Annotated in this window: 13 protein-coding genes; 4 read left to right on the top strand and 9 right to left on the bottom strand. The window is 65.3% G+C overall.

Features of this window, described 5'->3' with window-relative positions; translation table 11 throughout:
- Positions 1 to 10: 10 nt before the first annotated feature.
- The 8 genes from ACQY4Y_RS22500 to ACQY4Y_RS22465 all read right to left on the bottom strand — a co-directional run bounded on the left by ACQY4Y_RS22500 (position 11) and on the right by ACQY4Y_RS22465 (position 10,942).
- Entirely contained in the window at positions 11 to 2,176 is a 2,166-nt protein-coding gene (locus ACQY4Y_RS22500; protein WP_428492803.1) for an LPS-assembly protein LptD, read from the bottom strand.
- Between the two features lie 155 nt (positions 2,177 to 2,331).
- The gene (gene lptG, locus ACQY4Y_RS22495) at positions 2,332 to 3,444 is read right to left on the bottom strand and encodes an LPS export ABC transporter permease LptG (RefSeq protein WP_428492802.1); all 1,113 of its coding nucleotides are present in this window, start codon (positions 3,442 to 3,444) and stop codon (positions 2,332 to 2,334) included.
- 3 nt (positions 3,445 to 3,447) lie between these two features.
- Entirely contained in the window at positions 3,448 to 4,623 is a 1,176-nt protein-coding gene (gene lptF / locus ACQY4Y_RS22490; protein ID WP_428492801.1) for an LPS export ABC transporter permease LptF, read from the bottom strand.
- Positions 4,620 to 5,945, bottom strand: coding sequence for an NAD(P)/FAD-dependent oxidoreductase (locus ACQY4Y_RS22485; protein ID WP_428492800.1), 1,326 nt, complete (start codon positions 5,943 to 5,945; stop codon positions 4,620 to 4,622). The genes lptF and ACQY4Y_RS22485 overlap by 4 nt, the downstream gene beginning before the upstream one ends.
- Entirely contained in the window at positions 5,927 to 6,622 is a 696-nt protein-coding gene (locus ACQY4Y_RS22480; protein ID WP_428492799.1) for a methyltransferase domain-containing protein, read from the bottom strand. Before ACQY4Y_RS22480 ends, ACQY4Y_RS22485 begins: the two co-directional genes overlap by 19 nt.
- Positions 6,623 to 6,646: 24 nt before the next feature.
- On the bottom strand, positions 6,647 to 7,702 hold the full coding sequence (locus ACQY4Y_RS22475) for a type III polyketide synthase (protein WP_428492798.1): 1,056 nt from the start codon (positions 7,700 to 7,702) through the stop codon (positions 6,647 to 6,649).
- Positions 7,703 to 7,971: 269 nt separating this feature from the next.
- Positions 7,972 to 9,438 carry an FAD-binding oxidoreductase gene (locus ACQY4Y_RS22470; protein ID WP_428492797.1) on the bottom strand — a complete coding sequence of 489 codons (1,467 nt, stop codon included), beginning with the start codon at positions 9,436 to 9,438 and terminating at the stop codon, positions 7,972 to 7,974.
- Between the two features lie 202 nt (positions 9,439 to 9,640).
- Entirely contained in the window at positions 9,641 to 10,942 is a 1,302-nt protein-coding gene (locus tag ACQY4Y_RS22465; protein WP_428492796.1) for a substrate-binding protein, read from the bottom strand.
- Between the two features lie 371 nt (positions 10,943 to 11,313).
- Between ACQY4Y_RS22465 and ACQY4Y_RS22460 the strand changes: the two genes are divergently transcribed.
- From ACQY4Y_RS22460 to ACQY4Y_RS22445, 4 genes are read left to right on the top strand one after another with little or no spacing between them, the layout of a single operon-like run.
- Positions 11,314 to 12,648 carry a substrate-binding protein gene (locus ACQY4Y_RS22460; protein WP_428492795.1) on the top strand — a complete coding sequence of 445 codons (1,335 nt, stop codon included), beginning with the start codon at positions 11,314 to 11,316 and terminating at the stop codon, positions 12,646 to 12,648.
- A 15-nt stretch (positions 12,649 to 12,663) separates the two neighbouring features.
- Positions 12,664 to 13,539 carry a branched-chain amino acid ABC transporter permease gene (locus tag ACQY4Y_RS22455; protein ID WP_428492794.1) on the top strand — a complete coding sequence of 292 codons (876 nt, stop codon included), beginning with the start codon at positions 12,664 to 12,666 and terminating at the stop codon, positions 13,537 to 13,539.
- Between the two features lie 37 nt (positions 13,540 to 13,576).
- Entirely contained in the window at positions 13,577 to 15,496 is a 1,920-nt protein-coding gene (locus ACQY4Y_RS22450) for an ATP-binding cassette domain-containing protein (RefSeq protein WP_428492793.1), read from the top strand.
- The gene (locus ACQY4Y_RS22445; RefSeq protein ID WP_428492792.1) at positions 15,483 to 16,181 is read left to right on the top strand and encodes an ABC transporter ATP-binding protein; all 699 of its coding nucleotides are present in this window, start codon (positions 15,483 to 15,485) and stop codon (positions 16,179 to 16,181) included. Before ACQY4Y_RS22450 ends, ACQY4Y_RS22445 begins: the two co-directional genes overlap by 14 nt.
- Positions 16,182 to 16,291: 110 nt before the next feature.
- On the opposite strand, the gene ACQY4Y_RS22440 is transcribed toward ACQY4Y_RS22445, so the two are convergent.
- Positions 16,292 to 17,539 (bottom strand): cytochrome P450, encoded by a 1,248-nt coding sequence (locus tag ACQY4Y_RS22440; protein ID WP_428492791.1) that lies wholly within the window; start codon positions 17,537 to 17,539, stop codon positions 16,292 to 16,294.
- Positions 17,540 to 17,649 lie beyond the last annotated feature (110 nt).

Here is a 17,649-nt window from a genome sequence, read left to right as displayed (position 1 = left end):
CAGGCACTCCCTACAGGGCGCGATAGCCGAATTGGCCGATCGTCTTGAAGGTCAACAGGAACAGCACGGTGGTACTGCCGCTATCGCCATTGATGCTGGTATAGCGGCGGTACAGCCGCAGATCAAAGATGAAGCACTCGTCCTCGTAGATCGCGTCGCCCGCGACCGAGACCATGCGGTTGGTCGCGAGGTCGCGGCGGACGTCTCCGCTGACGCGGTAGTTCCCCCACTTGGACGATGCGCCCAGCGTGATCTCATTGCGCGGAAAGTAGTAATTGTTGCCGATCGGAGGCGGCTGTGGCTGATCGTAGAAGGTGTACGGATCGAACGTGGTGTAGATGTAGCCGGCCGAAACCCGCAGCCGATCCACCCCGGCGGTGCCCACGGCATCGGCGAAACGGGTTGCCAGCGAGTCCTTGTCGAGCCGGGTGCGATAGGTCAGGTCGAGCCACTTTGTGGGCGTGAAGGTGCCGCGGGCGACGACGTCGGAAACCTGATCGTGCAGACCAGATGCTTCGGGGAACAGGCTATCTTTCTCGGTCCGATAGGATTGCCCGACAAGGCCGTCGAAGGTGGTGCCCCCCAGATACCACGCACCGTGCAGCCCGACATTGGCGCGCACCCCGCCATCCAGCCGATCGATTCCCGGAAAGCGGTTGAAGCCGAACAGATTGGCGTCGGTGAATTCGAAATCCAGGCTGTCCTCGTTCGGGATCTGCCGCAACTGGCTGTCACCGGTCTGCGGCGCGATGACCATCTGGGCGATCGGCTCAATGATCTGGGTACCCCAGGCGCCGCTGTTGCGAGCGAACGGCCAGCGGAAATCTACCGCCGCCTGCGGCAGAGCACGCGCAGTGCCGACACTGTGGTCGTTGGCGAAATTCGGGATCCCGTTGAAATCGGTTGCATCGTAGGCAGCGGCGTCGGCGTGCAGGGTGACCTTCCAGCGGTCGCCCAGCAAGCCCGAGAATGGCCGTTCGTAGTCCATCGTCAGCGCACCGCGGCGGGTGCTGGTGCCGCTGCTGCGGATCACGTTGAAGGCGCCGGTGGATAGCGAGAAGCGGCCGCCCAGCGAATCCGGCGTGCCGACGAAATTGTATTGATAGCGCGGCAGCACGGTCGGCAGCGCGCTGCTGTTGATCGCCTGGTTCAGCGCCTGGTAGAATTTCGAGTCCAGGCGGGCATACGAGCCCTGGCCGAAGCCCTCGATGTAGAACTGACTGATCAGCACGTTCTGATCGCCGGTCAGCCCCTCGGTCAGGTGGAAGTCACGCACATAGTCGGCCGAGGAGGCTCGGTTGACGCTGAAACCCCAGCGCCAGGTATCATCATAGGCGAACCGGCCGTTGGTCACGAACGAGCCCTGCGGCGAGCCATCGATGTAGCCACCCGACCCGTTCACCAGCAGCGAGCCATCGTTGAACTTGCGGCGATACTCGATATCGAGCTGCGGGCCGGCCTCGGTCGTCATCATCGGGATGAAGGTCGCGTCGGACTGATCGTCGATCACCTGGTAATACGGCTGACCGAAGAATGCGCCGATGTTGGACGAAGTGCCGAGCAGCGGCGGCAGAATGCCGGATTCCCGTTTCACCGACGGATCGGCGGTCCAGAAATACGGGAAGTAGGCCACCGGAATGCCGAACATCTGCAAAGTGGCGTCGTGGTACTCGATCTTCTTGTGCTCCAGGTCCTGCACGATCGACGTGGCGCGGATTTGCCACAGCGGCGGACGGGTGGGATCCTTGGCGCACAGGTTGCAGGTCGTGTAGACCGCCTTGGAAAGCTCGTTGATCTGCCCGCCGGTGCGCTGCACGCCATTCGCCGCCAGCTTGCCGTTCTGCTGCAACAGCGCGCGCATATCCTTAAGGATGCCGTCGTTCATGTTGTTCTGCAGCTCGGCATAGTCGGCGAAAAGCACCTCACCGTCGGGTTCCAGCAGCACCACGTGGCCGGTGGCGGCGGCGACGCCGCTGTTGCGGTCGAAGGTAATCTTGTCGGCGCGCAGCACGTGCCCGTTCTGCCAGGCTTCGACATGCCCGGTCGCGGTGACCAGGGATTTGTCCTTGTCGTAATCCACCTGATCGGCTGTGAAGGTGACCGGTTCGTTGCGGTTTACCTGGTGGCTAGACGGATTGGTGTTGAGCGCGCCGAACTGGGCGTGAGCCGGTTGCAAGCCGACGAATCCAAGCACGGCGCACAATGCGAGGACCCACCAGACCGAGTTTTCTGGGCGGTGCAGGTTGCGCCAGGCTTGGTTGCGCCGGGTTTGGATACGCCAGACTCTGGTCAGGACGGGCCGTGGTTCGGAATGCCGCACGCGATGCATTCTCAGCCGTCCTCCGTATGCAGCAGCAGGGCAACGGCGAGCATAAGGCCCGACGCAGCCGGCGCCCAGGCCGCCAGCACCACTGGCAGCGCGCCGGACTGGCCGATCTGCTCGGCGATCTTCGAAACCACGAACAGCGCGAAACCGGCCGCCACGCCGCTGGCGATCATCTGCGCCACGCCGCCGCGCCGCGCCGGGCGCATGGAAAACCCGGCGGAAACCAGCGTCATCGTCGCCGCCAGCAACGGCAGCGCAAGCAGTGCCTGGAAATGCAACCGGTGGCGCACTGACGAGAAACCGGACCGGTCGAGCAGGGCGATGAACCCGGGCAGCGCCCAGAACGACAGCGTATCGGGCGAGGCGAAGCTCTCCTGCACCCGGCTGACCGTCAGGTCGGTCGGCAGGTTGATCAGCCGGGGCGGCTCAGGCAACTGCTCGGGCCGGATCGAACGGGCGTTCTCCAACTCCCAGTGGCCCGGGCCCAGCGTGGCACTGGTCGCCTCGATGCGGCTGAGCAGCTTGTCCGACCCGTCCAGGCGGAACACGCTGACGCGCTGCGCGGTGAGCTGGCGGTGATGTAGTTCAACCTGCTGGGCATGGATGATGGCGACGCCTTTCGGCGAGCTCTGGCGGTCCGACTGGCGCAGCCAGAGCTGACCGCCGTTCAGCGCCAGCGGGCCGCCGCCGGTGCTGAGATAGGTGTTGTCCATCGCCTCCGCCTTGGCCAGCATCACCGATGACACCGGGCTGACCAGGGCGGTGGCGATGACGCCGAACAGCACCGCGCAAAGGGTCGGCGCGGTCAGGAACTCCCACGCCGAGACGCCGGCGGCGCGGGCGACAATGAGCTCGGACGAGCGGGTTAGCCGCCAGAAGCAAAGTATGCCGCCAAGCAGCACTGCGAACGGCAGGATCTGCATCGCCTCATACGGCAGCCGCAGCGCGGCGATCTGGCTGACCGTGCCGAAGCTGACATCGGGGTGGCTGGCCGATCGGCGCAACAGCTCGATGAAATCGAACATCGACACCAGGCCGGACAGCGCCAGCAGCATACCGAGCACGGAGAACGCGAACTGACGCACGATATAGAGCGAGAGCGTGACCGCGGCGGTCATCGATCAGGCTTCCGCCGGCTGCGGCTGAAACAGCCGGATCGGCGGCCCAAACAGTAGCCACGCACAAATCAGGCCCGGTACCGTGGCGTGCAGCCACATCAGGAACAGCAGGTTGTTGTCGCGCGCGCCCAGCGTGCCGAAAGCCAGGCCAAACGCCAACAGCAGGACCATGACGCCGACCGTGACCAGCGGCCGGGCGATGCCGCCATGACGCCGGAAGATCCCGCCCAGCGCCGAGAATAGACCGACCATGGCATACGACAGCGTGGTCAGCGGCGCGCTCAGTCGTTTGTGGCCCTCGGCCAGCCATTTCGACCGGTCACGCGCGAAATACGGATGCGGGTTCAGCAGGTCGCCGAGCGGCACTTCCGACATATCGGGCGGGCGGGCGCCTTCGTCCTTGGTGGCGTCGGCGAGGTCGATCTCGTTCTGCTTGAAGGTCAGCATGTCGAGCCGGCCGGACTGGTGGTCGATCTCCTGGCGACTGCCGTCCATCAGCAGCACGCGCGGACCCGACGGGCCGTCGATCAGTCGCCCACGCTCCGCCAGGATGGTGGCGTGAGCGTTGGGATTGCGTGCGTCATCGACCAGCACGCCGTGCAAGGTGCCGTCCGGGTCGCGCGAGCGGATATAGACGGTCAGCTTGTCCGATAGCGGGGTGAACACGCCATCCTGTAGCAGGAAGGCGGCGAGCCGGTTGCGGATTTCCCACTGGAATTGCTTGAAATCGTTCAGCGATGCCGGCACTGCCCAAAGGCTGAGGCTATAGCCGGCGATGGTCGCCAGCAGCGCCACCGCGAGGGCGGGGCGCGCCAGCGCCCAGGGCGACAGCCCGGCGGAGCGCATCACCGTCAACTCCCGGTCGGTCGCCATCCGCTGATAGGTGAACTGGATCACCACATAGGTGGTGATCGGCAGGATGACGGCGATGAAGCTGGGGATCAGCAGGCTGGTGAGATGCAGGAAAACCACCAGTGAGAGGCCTCGGTTGACGACCAGGTCGACGAAGCGCAGCGACTGGGTCAGCCAGATCAGCGCGGTGAGCCCGCCGGTCGCCACGAACAGCGCGACGAGCACCTGACGGAATATGTAGAAATCGAGCCGGGTGAGCATCTTGCCGGAGCGCATGGCGGCTTTCTGCGGCAGGCTCGGGCGCGATGCAACCCGACTTTTGTTCATGCCCCCGTAGGCTGACCCGACGGCGCTTGTGGCGAGGCGAGGCGGGTGCGATTCGCCGCCTGATGCAGCAGCGCGGGAAACAACGCAGCCGCCTGGGTAATGGCGGCTTGAACCGAACCGGTCATGCAAGCGTGATGCAGCAGGCCGGCCAGCCGCATCTGCCGGCGCAGGGTGCGTGCCAGGGCACGATGATAAGCCGTCGAGTCGGCACCCGCCAGCCAAGCCTCGGCGGCGCTGGCTCCGCTGTGCAGGGCGATGGCCATGCCGTCTCCGGTCAGCGATGGTATCACCGCGGCCTGGTCACCGAGACGGAACAGGCCGGGGGCGGCGAGCGCATCGGACCGGTAGCCGTAGGGGACTCCGGCAATGGCGAGCGGACGCGCCAGCAGCGCCCGCGCGCCGGCCAGCAGGGCGCTGAAACGGCGGCTGTGCTGCTGGATCCGAACGAGCAGGGTGGCCCAGGTGCCGCCATGGCGAAGCAGGGCCTGACGCTGGATCGCGATGCAGAGCACGGCCTGGCCATTTTCCACCGGCTGCATGCCGGCGTAGCCGCCGGGGAACAGGGTCAGTTCGATGGCGTCGCCCAACATCCGGGCCGCGTCGGGCGCGAGGGCGAAATACATTTTCATGCCGACCGCGCCGCGATCGGTGCGAGGACGCGGCAGGTCGCGCAGGTCGTGCTTGCCGGTCGCCAGGAAGACGGTGTCGGCGCTGAACGCGGTCTGGTCAGCGGTGCGGGCGGTCCACTGGCCCGGGGCGGCTGCTGGCGGCGCGTTTGCTTGGCATGTCGCAGCGGCTGGGTCCAGGCGGCCCGCTCGCAGAACAGCGAAGGCCTCGGGTGCGCCGGCCACGGGGGCGGTTGCCGGAAAAGTTGTGGCCAGACGGGATGTAGCCAGCGGGACGCGCGCCAATGCGGCGTTCGCCGATGGCGCGGCGGCCGGCGGCGCGACCTCGCGAGCCAGTTGGCGAACGGTTTGGCCGCCGCGCAGGATGGCGCCGACAGACTGGGCGTGGCGCAGCAGGGCGGCGTCGAAGCCGCGGCGCGACAGGCCCATGGCCGGGAATGGCAGCGCGGCCTGCGCCACTCGCTCGCGGTGGATCAGCCGGACGTAGCGGATCGGGGCGGCGCCGAGCGAAGCGGGATCGACCCCGAGTGCCTGGGCGCGCCGGATTGCGTCAATGCTGAGGAAGTCGCCGCACACCTTGTCGGTCGGCCCGCTGGCGCGCTCGATCATGATCGGGCAGCAGCCGGCTCGGGCCAAGGTGATCGCGGCGGCGGTTCCGGCCGGGCCGGCGCCGATGATCAGCGGGTCGCGACGCATAGCCGGAACGGAACGTACCAGGCGATCTTCGCCTGTTGTTCGGTGATGCCGGCGCGACGCAGCAACCCCTCCCACTCGGCGCGGATGAACGACCTGGCGATGGAGATCTGGCCGTCCTCACGCACGAACCGGTGCCACCGCGCGATCCGGGCGAGCAGTGGGAAACCGTAGTACGGCAGCACGTGGCGGTGCAGATCGCTGATGAACCAGCCTCTGGCGGCGTTGTCGGGCAGCCAGCGCAGGAAGCTGACCACCTGGTCATCGGTCAGGTGGTGAGTGAACTGCGAGGTGATGATGAAGTCGAATTTGTGCTCCGGTCGATAGGCGAAGGCGTCGCCGTTGATGAACTCGATGCCGGCCGCGTCCCCGGCCGCGTCCCGCGCCGCCGCGGTGGCCCAGGGGTTGAGGTCGATGCCGGTCAGCCGGGCATGCGGGAAGCGCGAGCGGATCTTGCGCAGTGCGTCTCCGTGGCCGCAGGCGATGTCCAACACCGAGAAATCATTGTTGGCGCGCTTGCCCAACCAGGACAGCATCGGGCGGTGCGTCAGGGTCACGACATTGACCCTGGACAGGTCGCGCAGGCAGCGCCGGTAGTCTTCGAAGTCGGCGCAGTCGGTATCCATCCGCTCCGGCTGCGTGCTGCGCTGGGCCAGCCCCATCGGCCGGATCAGGGTCATCGGAGCAGATTCATCGGGCTCGGTTCACGGTCGGCTGAAGCCGAAGCTCTCGACCGAGAGGCCGGGCCCGAAGGCCATCGCCATGCCGGTGCCGCGCGCGTCCGCGTCGAGCAAAATGCTGTGCAGCACGAACATCAACGTGGCCGAGGACATGTTGCCGTAGTTGCGCAGCACCGCACGCGAATGGCGCAGCGCGTCGGGACCCAGACACAGCCCTTGCTGCACCGAGTTGAGGATCGATCGGCCGCCGGCATGGACCGCCCACAGTTGGGGCGGATCGGGCGGCAGCAATGCGACGCCATGTTCCGGCAGCCAGCGGCGGATGCGGCCGGGCACCTGGCCCGACAGGTGCATCTCGAATCCGTCGTTGCCGATGTCCCAGGTGATCAGGTCGTGGCTGCGCGGGATGATGGCGGCCTGGAACCGTCCGAGGGCGATCCCGGTCGGGTCGGCGCTGACCAGCGCGGCCGAGGCGCCGTCGGCGAACAGCATGAAACTGAGCATTTTCGGCAGGTCTTGGAAGTCTTCCTGCAAATGCAGGCTGCACAGCTCCAGATTGACCACCAGCACGCGGGACGCAGGGTCGGCGCGCACGATCTGATCGGCCAGCTTCAGTACATTGACCGCGGCGAAGCAGCCCATGAAGCCGACGATGGTGCGCTGCGTGGCATCGGGCAGACCGGCTGCCCGCATGATCTGGAAATCCAGGCCCGGGGCGGTGAATCCGGTGCAACTGGCGACGATCAGGTGGGTGATCGCGTTCGGATCGACGTCCAGCTTGCGAAACGCCGTCATCGCCAGATCGAGCGCGTGCGGCTGATACAGCGCCATGCGGGCGGCGGTCGAGGGGAAGGCGCCGCGGCGGTAGAAGCCGGTGACGTCGAGGATCTTGTCGCGCGGCCGTGGCCCCGGTTCGAAGATCGCATAGCGGTGCTCGATATCGGACAGTTTGGCCATGCGGTCGAACAGCGCGCGCTTGTGCCAGTCGGCAACCGTGTCGCGGCCAAATTCGACAAAGGCTTCGTGAATGTCGTGCGGTGGGACCGCGGTGGTGATCCGGTTCAGCCAGGCCTGGGTCACGGGCGGTCCTTCGATGATCCCCAGAATGTGGGGGTGCGGGAACGTTACGCCAGGGTGGCGGCTGGCTATGGTTTGGCAATGTGACCGCCCCAGATGAGCCTGCCGGTTTCCCGCGTCCGCGCTCGGCGATCGCGACCAAAACTCCCAGCCGATGGACTTTGATCGTTTGTTTTCAGTGCTCTGGTTATTCTCTTTCTGCGGAGTCAGGCGACGAGGCTCAGATTTGTGACACTAGGCGTCAATAATGCCGGAGTCGATGGAGGGCGCCCTTAGGGCAGCAACTTGCCGGGGTTCATGATGCCGCCCGGATCGATCGCTGCCTTGATCCGCTGCATCAGCGCCAGTTCGGTGCCGCCGCGCCAATCCGGCATCATGTATGGCTTCAGCCGGCCGATGCCGTGTTCGGCCGAAAAGCTGCCGTCGTATTCGCGCACCACCTGGTTCACCGCGTCCATTATGACGTGGTCCTGGGCCAGGAACCATGCCGCTTCGGACCCGACCGGCTGCTCGAGATTGAAGTGAATGTTGCCGTCGCCGATATGGCCGAACGGAACCACCCGGACACCGGGCAGCAGCGCCTCGCAGGCGGCGGTGGCTTGGCGGATGAAGCCCGGAACTTTCGATACCGGCACCGAGACATCGTTCTTGACGCTGGCGCCTTCGCGCTTCTGCGCCTCGGAGTGTTCCTCGCGCAGCCGCCAGATCGCGGCGCGCTGGGCGTCGGATTCGGCGATCGCGGCGTCGTTGAGAATGTCGTCGCCCAGCGCCCGCTCCAGGATCTGTTCCATCATGTCGCGCAGGCCAGCGCCCGGGCGGGGCGAGGCGAGTTCGACCAGCACGTAGAATGGCGCGGGGGTCTCCAGCGGCAGCACGGCGCCGGGAATGTGCTTGACCACGAACGACATGCCGAGGCCGGACATCAGTTCGAAAGCGCTGATCGAGGCGGCGTCATGGGCCTGGAAACGGGTAAATAACGACAGCGCCGCCTCCGCCGAGTTCACGCCGCACAGTGCGACCGCGGTCTCTTTCGGTTGCGGCGCCAGCTTCATCACAGCGGCGGTGATGACACCCAGCGTGCCCTCGGAGCCGACGAACAATTGCCGCAGGCAGTATCCGGTGTTGTCCTTGCGCAACCGGCGCAGCCCGTTCCACACCGTGCCGTCGGGCAGCACCACTTCCAGACCCAGCACGAGGTCGCGGGCATTGCCATAGCGCACGGTATTGTTGCCGCCGGCATTGGTTGCCAGCACGCCACCGATTTGCGCGCTGCCTTCCGAGGAGATCGAGAGCGGCAGCAGGCAGCCTTGTTCTGCGGCGGCGAGTTGGGCGGCTTTCAGGGTGACACCGGCCTCGATCGTCAGCGTCAGGTCGGCGGCATCGAGGTCGCGGATGCGGTTCAGCCGAACGGTGGAAAGGATCAGTTCGGAGCCGTCCTCGTTCGGCACGGCGCCGCCGACCATGGATGTGTTGCCGCCTTGCGGCACGATCGGCGTGCCGGAGCGGGCGCACAGCGCGACCACGGCGGCGAGTTCCGCTGTCGTGCCGGGCCGGATGACCGCACTGGCGCGGCCTTGGTAGAGCCGGCGCCAGTCCTCTGCGTATGGCGCGGTATCGGTGGGTTCGGTCAGGATGCCGCGGTCGCCGACGATGGTTCGGATGGTGTCGAGCACGGCAGTGGGGACGCCGGCCCGGTCGGTGTCGGTCGGGGCGGTATTGGGTGCGGCGCTATCGGGCATCAGCGGGTCCTTTCGCTACGTCCTTTAGCGCGGGTGTAGGCGGGATGCACGCGGCGGCCGGCCAGAACCCAGCGCGCCAGCGTCCAGCCGCCGGTTCGGCCGGCATCTCGGCAGGAATCCCCGGTGACAGTATCGGCCCTGAACGACCTATCCGCGGTTTCCGGCCGCTGCCTAACCGGCGGCGCGTTCCCCCCGCCGGCCGTCAGGTGTAGGGACCCAGGTGGCAGCCGAACGCGTCAGCCGGCTGCATCAGGTTCTCTCCGGCCACCACTTCCAGTACATCGTAGTAGTCGTCCGGGCCCTTCATGTCGCTCTTCTTCTTGCCACGCTCAATGATTACCGGACGCACGAGCTGGTGGTCCGCGGCACGAAACCAGACCTCGCCGACCGTGGATTGAATATGTTTGCCGGCCTCATACGCCTTGATGACATCGACCGGATAGAATGTCCTTGCCCGCTCCACCGCATCCGCCCACATCGCAACCTGCATGTAGGCTGAATTGGCGCCCCACTCCGGCTTGTAGCCATAAGCCTTGTCGAACGCCTCGACAAATCCCTTGGCGATTGGGAAACGATCCTCCAGGGTCCACCAGAAGTCCGTCGCCGCGTAAACGCCCTGCATGAGGTCCGACCCGACATCCTTCGCCAGGAACGGCGTGTTGTAGGGCACCACGAGCGTCATCTTGTCCAGTACGCCGAACTGCTTGGCTTGCTTGATCGATTGCACGGCGTCATTGCCAAAATTGATGTTGACGAAGACATCAGCCCCGCTGTTGGCGATATTCAGCAAGTAGGAACTGAAATCAGAACTGCCCAGTGGGCACACCTGGTTGGTTGCCACCGTCCAGCCGCCCTTACCAAGGAATTCCTGCATCGACTGCCGCACGGTGTGGCCGTAGGTGTAGTCCGGCGTAAGAAAGGCGATTTTCTTGCCCTTGCCGAGCGACTTGATGAGCACGGGACTCAGTGCGTTGGCCGCCGTATAGGCGTAGAAGCATTGGCGGAAGGAGTACCGCGAACAGTCTTTGCCGGTGGTATCGTTGGAACCGGAGATGCCCGGCAGGTAGATCACCTTTTCCCGTTGCGCGAGCTTGTTGATGGCGACGGCGACGGCGGATGACACCGACCCGGTGATCATGATCGCCTTGTCCTCGCTGATGAAGCGTGACTGCGCCTGGACGGCGGCGTTCGGTTTCGCTTCGGAGTCGGCAACGCCGTGCCTCACCTGCTTTCCCAGGACCCCTTTGGTGGTGTTCGGTGAAATCTGGCGAATCAGCGCGTCGCCTTTGTTGAGGTGTTCAATCGCCAGTTGGTATCCCTTCAGCTCATCCTCGCCCGGCACCGCGTAGGTGCCGGTTCGCGGCAGGCAGATCCCGACGAAAACCGTGGCGCCGGAGACCGCAGCGGGATAGTCGCCGAGTGGCGGGTCATTGGCCGCGAACGCGCCGCGCGGCAAACCGGCCTGCAGCAGCGCACCGCCAACGAGGCCGGCGCCCGCCCCCAAGAGGTGGCGACGCGATGCAACCGACGACTTGATCGCCTGTACCATAACTGGACCTCCCAATCCCTTTGACATTCGTTGGCAGCAGCGCCTGATTTTTGACAAACAGCACATTTCTGCGACTGGCGGACTGCCACGGATATCCTGGTATCTTCTGGATACGCAAGATGTCTGACAATCGACAATGACGAATCGGTCGTACGGCACACTACACATAACGCGGAGGGTTTATCCAAGCGCCGTTTTCAGTTTGTTTAATGGTTTGCGAGCAGCGGCAACGCTGACTAATAGCTGCGGTTATCCCGCCGCACCGGCGGCGGGGAAGCCAATCGGCGCAAGTGGCCAGCGGCAACGACAACAGGGAGACCAGCGTGATGGACCAGTGGACGGATGCGTGGACTGTCTCGCGCCGCGGGATGCTGCGGACCGGGCTCGGCCTCGCCGGCGGTTTGGCGCTGGCGGGAAGGGCCGGCGCGGCCGACGCGCCGGTTGGAACCTTCCCGGCGGGCGTCGGCGCCGATTCCGTGATGATCGGTATCACCACGCCACTGACCGGCCCCTATTCCGCCGACGGGAAAGACGAACAGCTTGGCTACGAACTGGCGATTTCAGAGATCAACGCCGGCGGCCCGATCACCCGAAAATGGGGTCTCCAAGGCAAGGGCGTGCTCGGCAAGACCCTGCGCTACAAGATCGCGGACTCGCAGACCAAGCCGAACGTCGCGGTGCAGGCGCAGACCGGTTTCATTCAGAACGACAAGGCGATCATGATCACCGGCAGCGTCAGCAGCGCCACCGCGGTCGCGCTGGAGGAATTGGCGCAACGCGACAAGGTGTTGAACATGGTCGGGGCATCGGGATCAAACGATACCACCGGAAAAGACTGTCAGCGCTACGGGTTCCGCTCTCAGCCATCCGCCTACATGGCCTGCAAGGCGTTGGCCCCGGTGGTGGCCAAAGCCCTGGGCAAGGATCTGAAAGCGGCTTACCTGGTGCCGGATTACACTTACGGTCACTCGGTCTTCGATTCGTTCTCCACGTTCGCCAAACAGCACGGCTGGTCGGTTGCAACGCAGCAGCTGGTTCCGCTGGGTACCAATGACTACAGCTCCGCATTGCTCAATATCGCCAACAGCGGTGCGCAGGTCTTTGTCAACGTGGCATTTGGCGCTGATGCGGTGGCCTCGACCAAGCAGGCGAAGCAGTTCGGCGTGCTGCAGAAAATGAAACTGGTGGTGCCCAATATTTCCTCGTTCCAGGCGAAGGAGGTCGGGGCCGAGCTGATGCAGGGGGTCTACGGCACGTTCGACTTCTGGTGGACGCTGGAAGATCACTATCCACTTGCCAAGGACTTCGTGCGAGCTTTCGTGCAAGCGCACAAATACCATCCGCGCTGGGGTGCGCATATCGCCTACATGCAGACGATGATCTGGGCCGTGTCGGTGCAGCGGGCCAAGACCTTCTCGCCGGTCGAGGTGATCAAGGCGCTGGAGGCATCGAAGGCCGATCCGTACGAAACCACCCTGGGCAAGGTCTATTACCGAGCCGAGGACCACCAGTTGGTTCGCCCGGTGCCGGTGGTGAGGGGCAAGGCGCCGTCCGCCATGCAGAACCCTGATGACTTCTACGAGGTGGTCGAGGTCGTCCCCGGGGAGCAGGTCATGAGTGCGCCTGACGCGTTCGGCTGCCATCTCGGCCCATACAGCTGACGCCGGCAGTCTCCTATGCCCAGCGCGGCGCTGCTGCTCTCCCAGGCGTTCAACGGCCTGGCGCTTGGTTCGCTGCTGGCATTGGTCAGCAGCGGGCTGACCATCATCCTGGGCGCCCTGGGAGTGCTGAATTTCGCCCACGGGGCGCTGTTCATGCTGGGCGCCTACGCGATCTTCGTGGTCTTGCAGGCCACCGGCTCCTTCATCCTCGCACTGGCGGCTGGTTGCCTGCTCATGTTCGTGGTCGGCGTGGTGATGGAGATGCTGATCGTGCGCCTGTTCTACCAGCGTCCGCCGGAGGACCAGATCCTGGTGACATTCGGCGTCGGTATCGTCCTGGTCGAGGCGGTGCGGGCGGTGTTCGGCGGCAACAGCCAGCACGTGCCGGTGCCAGCCTGGGGCGAAGGCGTCACCCAACTCGGGTTCCTGATCTACCCGACCTTCCGGCTCGAGGTCATTGGCATCATCGCGGTGACCCTGGTGCTGATGTGGCTGGTGCTGTATCGCACGTCCATCGGCCTCGTGGTGCGCGCGGGGATCGACAACCCCGGCATGGTCGGCATCCTGGGCATCAACGTGCGGCGCGCCTTCCTGCTGGTGTTCGCCGCCGGGGTCACCGCCGCGGGCCTCGCCGGCATGATCTACGCGCCGATCATCGCGGTCACGCCGGACATGGGGGACAGTTTCCTGGTGGAATCCTTCGTGGTGATCGTCATCGGCGGCCTCGGGTCATTTCCCGGCGCGGTCGTGGGCGGCCTGATTGCCGGCGAGATCGTCAGCCTGACCAGCGCCTTCAACTCGGCCTATTCCGAGGTGATGCTGTATGCCGTCATGGCGCTGTTGCTGACGGTTTATCCACAAGGCCTGTTCGGCACCGAGGGTCGGGTATGAAGCGCCGGTTTCACGGCCGGCGAAAGCCGCTCAGCCGATGAGGCGCATCCCGCTGCTGCCGGAACTCGCGCTCAGCATCGTGCTGGTCGTCGTGCCGTTGGTGCTGCCGTATATCGGCGGATCGCTCGACATGGCGCAGCGGATCCTTGACTGGGGCATCCTCGGCCTCGGCTTCGATCTGTTGTTCGGTTGGACCGGGTTGCTCTCGTTCGGGCAGGCGGCGTTCTTCGGCACCGGCGGGTTCGTCGCCGCCTATCTGCTGGTGAACAACATCCTGGGCAGCGTGTGGCTCGCGCTGGCCGTCGGCACGCTCGCCGCGGGCCTGTTCGGTGTCATGGTCGGAAGCCTGGCGGTGCGGCGCATCGGCATCTACTTCGCCATGATCACGCTGGCGTTCGGCCAGATGTCCTATTTCCTGGAAAACTCGCCGCTGTCGGCCTACACCGGCGGAGAGAACGGCCTGCCCGGCGTGCCGGTACCGCAAATCGGCTGGGGCGCCTCGGCGATCGTGCTTCACGCAGGATTGCCGATGTACGGCGTGCTGGCGGTGTTGTTCGTGATCGGCTTTTGGCTTGCCCGCCGGATCGCCGATTCACCGTTCGGCGTGGTGCTGCGCGCCATCAAGGAGAACACCCCGCGCGTCGCCATGCTGGGGCATGCGGTGCCGCTGTACAAGCTGGCCTCGTTCGTGATCGCGGCGATGTATGCCGGGTTGGCCGGCGGATTGCTGGGGGTTCTGCAGAGCTACATGCCACCGGATGCGTTCGCGCTCGACACCTCGGGCCAACTTGTGGTGCAGACCGTCATCGGCGGTGTCGGCACGTTGATCGGGCCGCTGCTAGGTGCGGCGTTGTGGTTGTGGCTGCGCGACAATCTGCAGGTGATCCCTGGCGTCGGGGCGCTGTGGAAGCTGATCCTGGGGTTGATCTTTATCGGGCTGGTGATTGCGCTCCGCCGCGGAATTGCCGGGGAGATCCGCCATCGCTGGCGCCGGCGCGCGCACCCGGCCACGGCCGAACCGGCCGCGATCCCGGACGCCCCGATCCCGGCCGCCCCGACCCCGGCCGCCCCGACCCCGGACGCCCCGACCCCGGACGCCGCAACGCCAGCTACTGCGACCCAGGCCGCCGCGGCACCGGAAACCATGTCCCTGCCGCTGGTCGCGCCGCTGGTGCTCGGCACCCCCGGGATACCGGCCTTGGAAGCAAGCGGCCTGTCGAAGCACTACGGCGGCCTGCGCGCGGTCCACGATGTGTCGTTCGCGATCCGGCCGAATTCCATTCATGCCGTCATCGGCCCCAATGGCGCCGGCAAGACCACGCTGTTCAAGATGCTGCTCGATGAAGTGCATCCGACCCTGGGCGAGGTCCGCCTGCACGGTCGGCGTATCACCGGCCTGGGCGTGTCGCGGGTTGCCCAGCTTGGCATCGGCAAGAGCAACCAGCTCAACACGCTGTTCCCTGACTTGACACCGCGAGAGAGCCTGCGCATCGCGGCTCTGGCGCGCAAGCGGGGGGCGTTCCGGCTTGACCTGATGCGCCGCGCCGACGGCATCGCCGACGTCGAGCGCCAGGTTGCCGCCGCCTTGGCCACCGTCGACCTGCAGCAGCGGTCCGACGTTCCGGTTCATATGCTGGCGTATGGCGAAAAACGCCGGCTGGAAATCGGCATGGCGCTGGCGACCGGTCCGAACGTTCTACTGCTCGATGAGCCGCTGGCCGGCATGAGCCCGACCGAACGCGCCGCCACCCGCGGACTGATCCGCTCGATCGGCAAGGACCGCACCCTGGTGATCATCGAGCACGATATGGACGCGATCTTCGAGTTGGCCGAACGGCTGACGGTGCTGTACGACGGCAATCTGCTGGCCGAGGGCACGCCCGATGAGGTGCAGCGCAACCAGGCCGTGCAGGACGCTTACCTGGGCGGGATGCGGGAAATCCATGAGCCTGCTTGAAGTCGAGGCGATCAACAGCTTCTACGGCGACAGTCACATTCTGTTCGACGTGTCGCTGCACGTCGAACAGAACGAGGTGGTTGCCCTGCTTGGCCGCAATGGCGCGGGAAAGACCACCACCCTGCGCACCATCATGGGGGTGTTGGCGCCGGCGAGCGGGGGTATCAAGCTGGATGGCAAGTCGATCGAGCGTTTGCCGCCCTATGTCATCGCTGGGATGGGGATGCAGTTGGTACCCGAGGAACGCGCGATCTTCGGTGCGCTGACGGTGGAGGAAAACCTCCGCCTCGCGGCGTTGACCGCGCCGAAGGCCTGGACGCTGGAGCGCATCTACGCGGTGTTTCCCCGCCTGGCCGAGCGGCGCGCCTCCGGCGGTCGGGCGCTGTCGGGCGGCGAGCAGCAGATGCTGGCGATCGCGCGTGCGCTGATCCGCGATGCCCGGATCATTCTGCTGGACGAACCGTTCGAGGGACTGGCCCCGCTGATCGTGCGCGACCTCGTGCGGGTCAGCCGCGAACTCGCACAGCAGGGCCGGACCATCGTCATCGTGGAACAGAATGTCGTCGCCGCGCTGAGCTTCGCGGATCGGGTGTACGTGCTGAATAATGGTCATGTGGTGTGGACCGGCACGGCCGACGCCCTGCGCGCCGATCCGGCGTTGATGAAGACCCATCTCGGGGTTTGAGCCGCGACCACGAGGGCCGAGCCGATTGCGGCACTGCCTAGGCCAGCGCCGACCGAGGCCGTTTCCCCCCAATTGCCTCCTGGCTCGTCGAAATCGGCGAGGCTTCTCCCTCAGCCCGGAATCCGCACAGGCATCGAACGAATCCCCCGGATGAAGTTCGAGTACACCCGCTCCGCATCCCCCACCACCTCGATCCTTGGGAACCTCGGCAACAGCTCCTGCCACAAAATCTTCAATTGCAGCTCGGCCAGCCGGTTGCCGACGCAGCGATGAATGCCGAATCCAAACGACAAATGCTGGCGTGAGCGGGGTCGGTCGATGATGAAGCTGTCAGGATCGTCGATCGCCTCGGGATCGCGATTGCCGGAGATGTACCACATCACCACCTTGTCCCCGGCCTTGATCCGTCTTCCGTCCAGTTCGGTGTCCCGCGACGTGGTGCGGCGCATATGGATCACCGGCGTCTGCCAGCGAATGATCTCCGACACCATGCCGTCGATCAGGCCGGGATTGGCTTGCAGCTTGCTGTATTCGTCGGGAAACTGGTTCAGCGCCAGCAGGCCGCCGGACATCGAGTTGCGGGTGGTGTCGTTGCCGCCGACGATCAGCAGCGCCAGGTTGCCCATGAACTCCTTCAGCGGCATGTCGCGCGTCGCGGCGCCGTGCGCCAGCATCGACAGCAGGTCGAACTTCGGCGGCTGGCCGCGGCGCTGGTTGAACAGCCGGCCGATATATTCAGCCATGGTCTTCAACTCGGCGAACCGTTCCGCTTCGGAATGAACCGGCGATTCCGGGGCGTTGACGTTGCAGATCGCCACGTCGGACCAGTAGGTCAGCTTGCCGCGTTCCTCGAACGGGAAGTCGAACAGCGTAGCCAGCATCATCGTGGTCAGCTTGATCGAGACCTCCTGCACCCAGTCGAAGGTCTGGTTGCGCGGCAGCGCATCCAGCACCAGCCGGGTGCGCTCGCGGATCACCGGTTCCATGTTGGCCAGATTGGCCGGCGCGACGATCGGGCTGGCCACCTTGCGCTGCTCGTCGTGCTTCGGCGGGTCCATCCGGATGAAGCTGGGCCGCTGCATGTCGGCAGGCTGGTCCTCGATCTGGATGCCGCCGATCTCGTTCGAGAACACTTGGTGATGCACCTCGCAGTGCATGATGTCCTTGTATCGCGACACCGCCCAATACGGACCGAACAGACTGTCCGGCACGTAGTGGATCGGGTCCTCGCGCCGCAGCCGCTCAAAATAGGGGCGCCAGGCGTCATCTTGGTAAAGCTTGGGATCGGAGACGTCGAACTGGTCCAGCGGCAGGCTGTAGGCGGGGCTGGACGGGTCAATATCGACCGGTGCGTTCATTGTTGTTTCCTCGCTTTTTGGCAATTTGTAGCAAACTACTCAGCCGGGCAGCCGGGGACCGAACTCCGCGGGCGGTGGGCGAACCATCACCTGGAGTTTTTTTGTGCCCG

The organism is Rhodopila sp. (assembly GCF_965277165.1).
Taxonomy (GTDB): domain Bacteria; phylum Pseudomonadota; class Alphaproteobacteria; order Acetobacterales; family Acetobacteraceae; genus Rhodopila.
The sequence above is the reverse complement of the archived record's forward strand: the minus strand, read 5'-3'. Positions and strand labels throughout refer to the sequence as shown.

Bases quoted from the DNA above. Each gene is read 5' to 3' on its own strand.
- ACQY4Y_RS22480 (WP_428492799.1), bottom strand. From the start codon at position 6,622: ATGACCCTGATCCGGCCGATGGGGCTGGCCCAGCGCAGCACGCAGCCG.
- ACQY4Y_RS22460 (WP_428492795.1), top strand. From the start codon at position 11,314: ATGGACCAGTGGACGGATGCGTGGACTGTCTCGCGCCGCGGGATGCTG.
- ACQY4Y_RS22455 (WP_428492794.1), top strand. From the start codon at position 12,664: ATGCCCAGCGCGGCGCTGCTGCTCTCCCAGGCGTTCAACGGCCTGGCG.
- ACQY4Y_RS22470 (WP_428492797.1), bottom strand. From the start codon at position 9,438: ATGCCCGATAGCGCCGCACCCAATACCGCCCCGACCGACACCGACCGG.
- lptF (WP_428492801.1), bottom strand. From the start codon at position 4,623: ATGAACAAAAGTCGGGTTGCATCGCGCCCGAGCCTGCCGCAGAAAGCC.
- ACQY4Y_RS22450 (WP_428492793.1), top strand. From the start codon at position 13,577: ATGAGGCGCATCCCGCTGCTGCCGGAACTCGCGCTCAGCATCGTGCTG.
- ACQY4Y_RS22445 (WP_428492792.1), top strand. From the start codon at position 15,483: ATGAGCCTGCTTGAAGTCGAGGCGATCAACAGCTTCTACGGCGACAGT.
- ACQY4Y_RS22440 (WP_428492791.1), bottom strand. From the start codon at position 17,539: ATGAACGCACCGGTCGATATTGACCCGTCCAGCCCCGCCTACAGCCTG.
- ACQY4Y_RS22485 (WP_428492800.1), bottom strand. From the start codon at position 5,945: ATGCGTCGCGACCCGCTGATCATCGGCGCCGGCCCGGCCGGAACCGCC.
- lptG (WP_428492802.1), bottom strand. From the start codon at position 3,444: ATGACCGCCGCGGTCACGCTCTCGCTCTATATCGTGCGTCAGTTCGCG.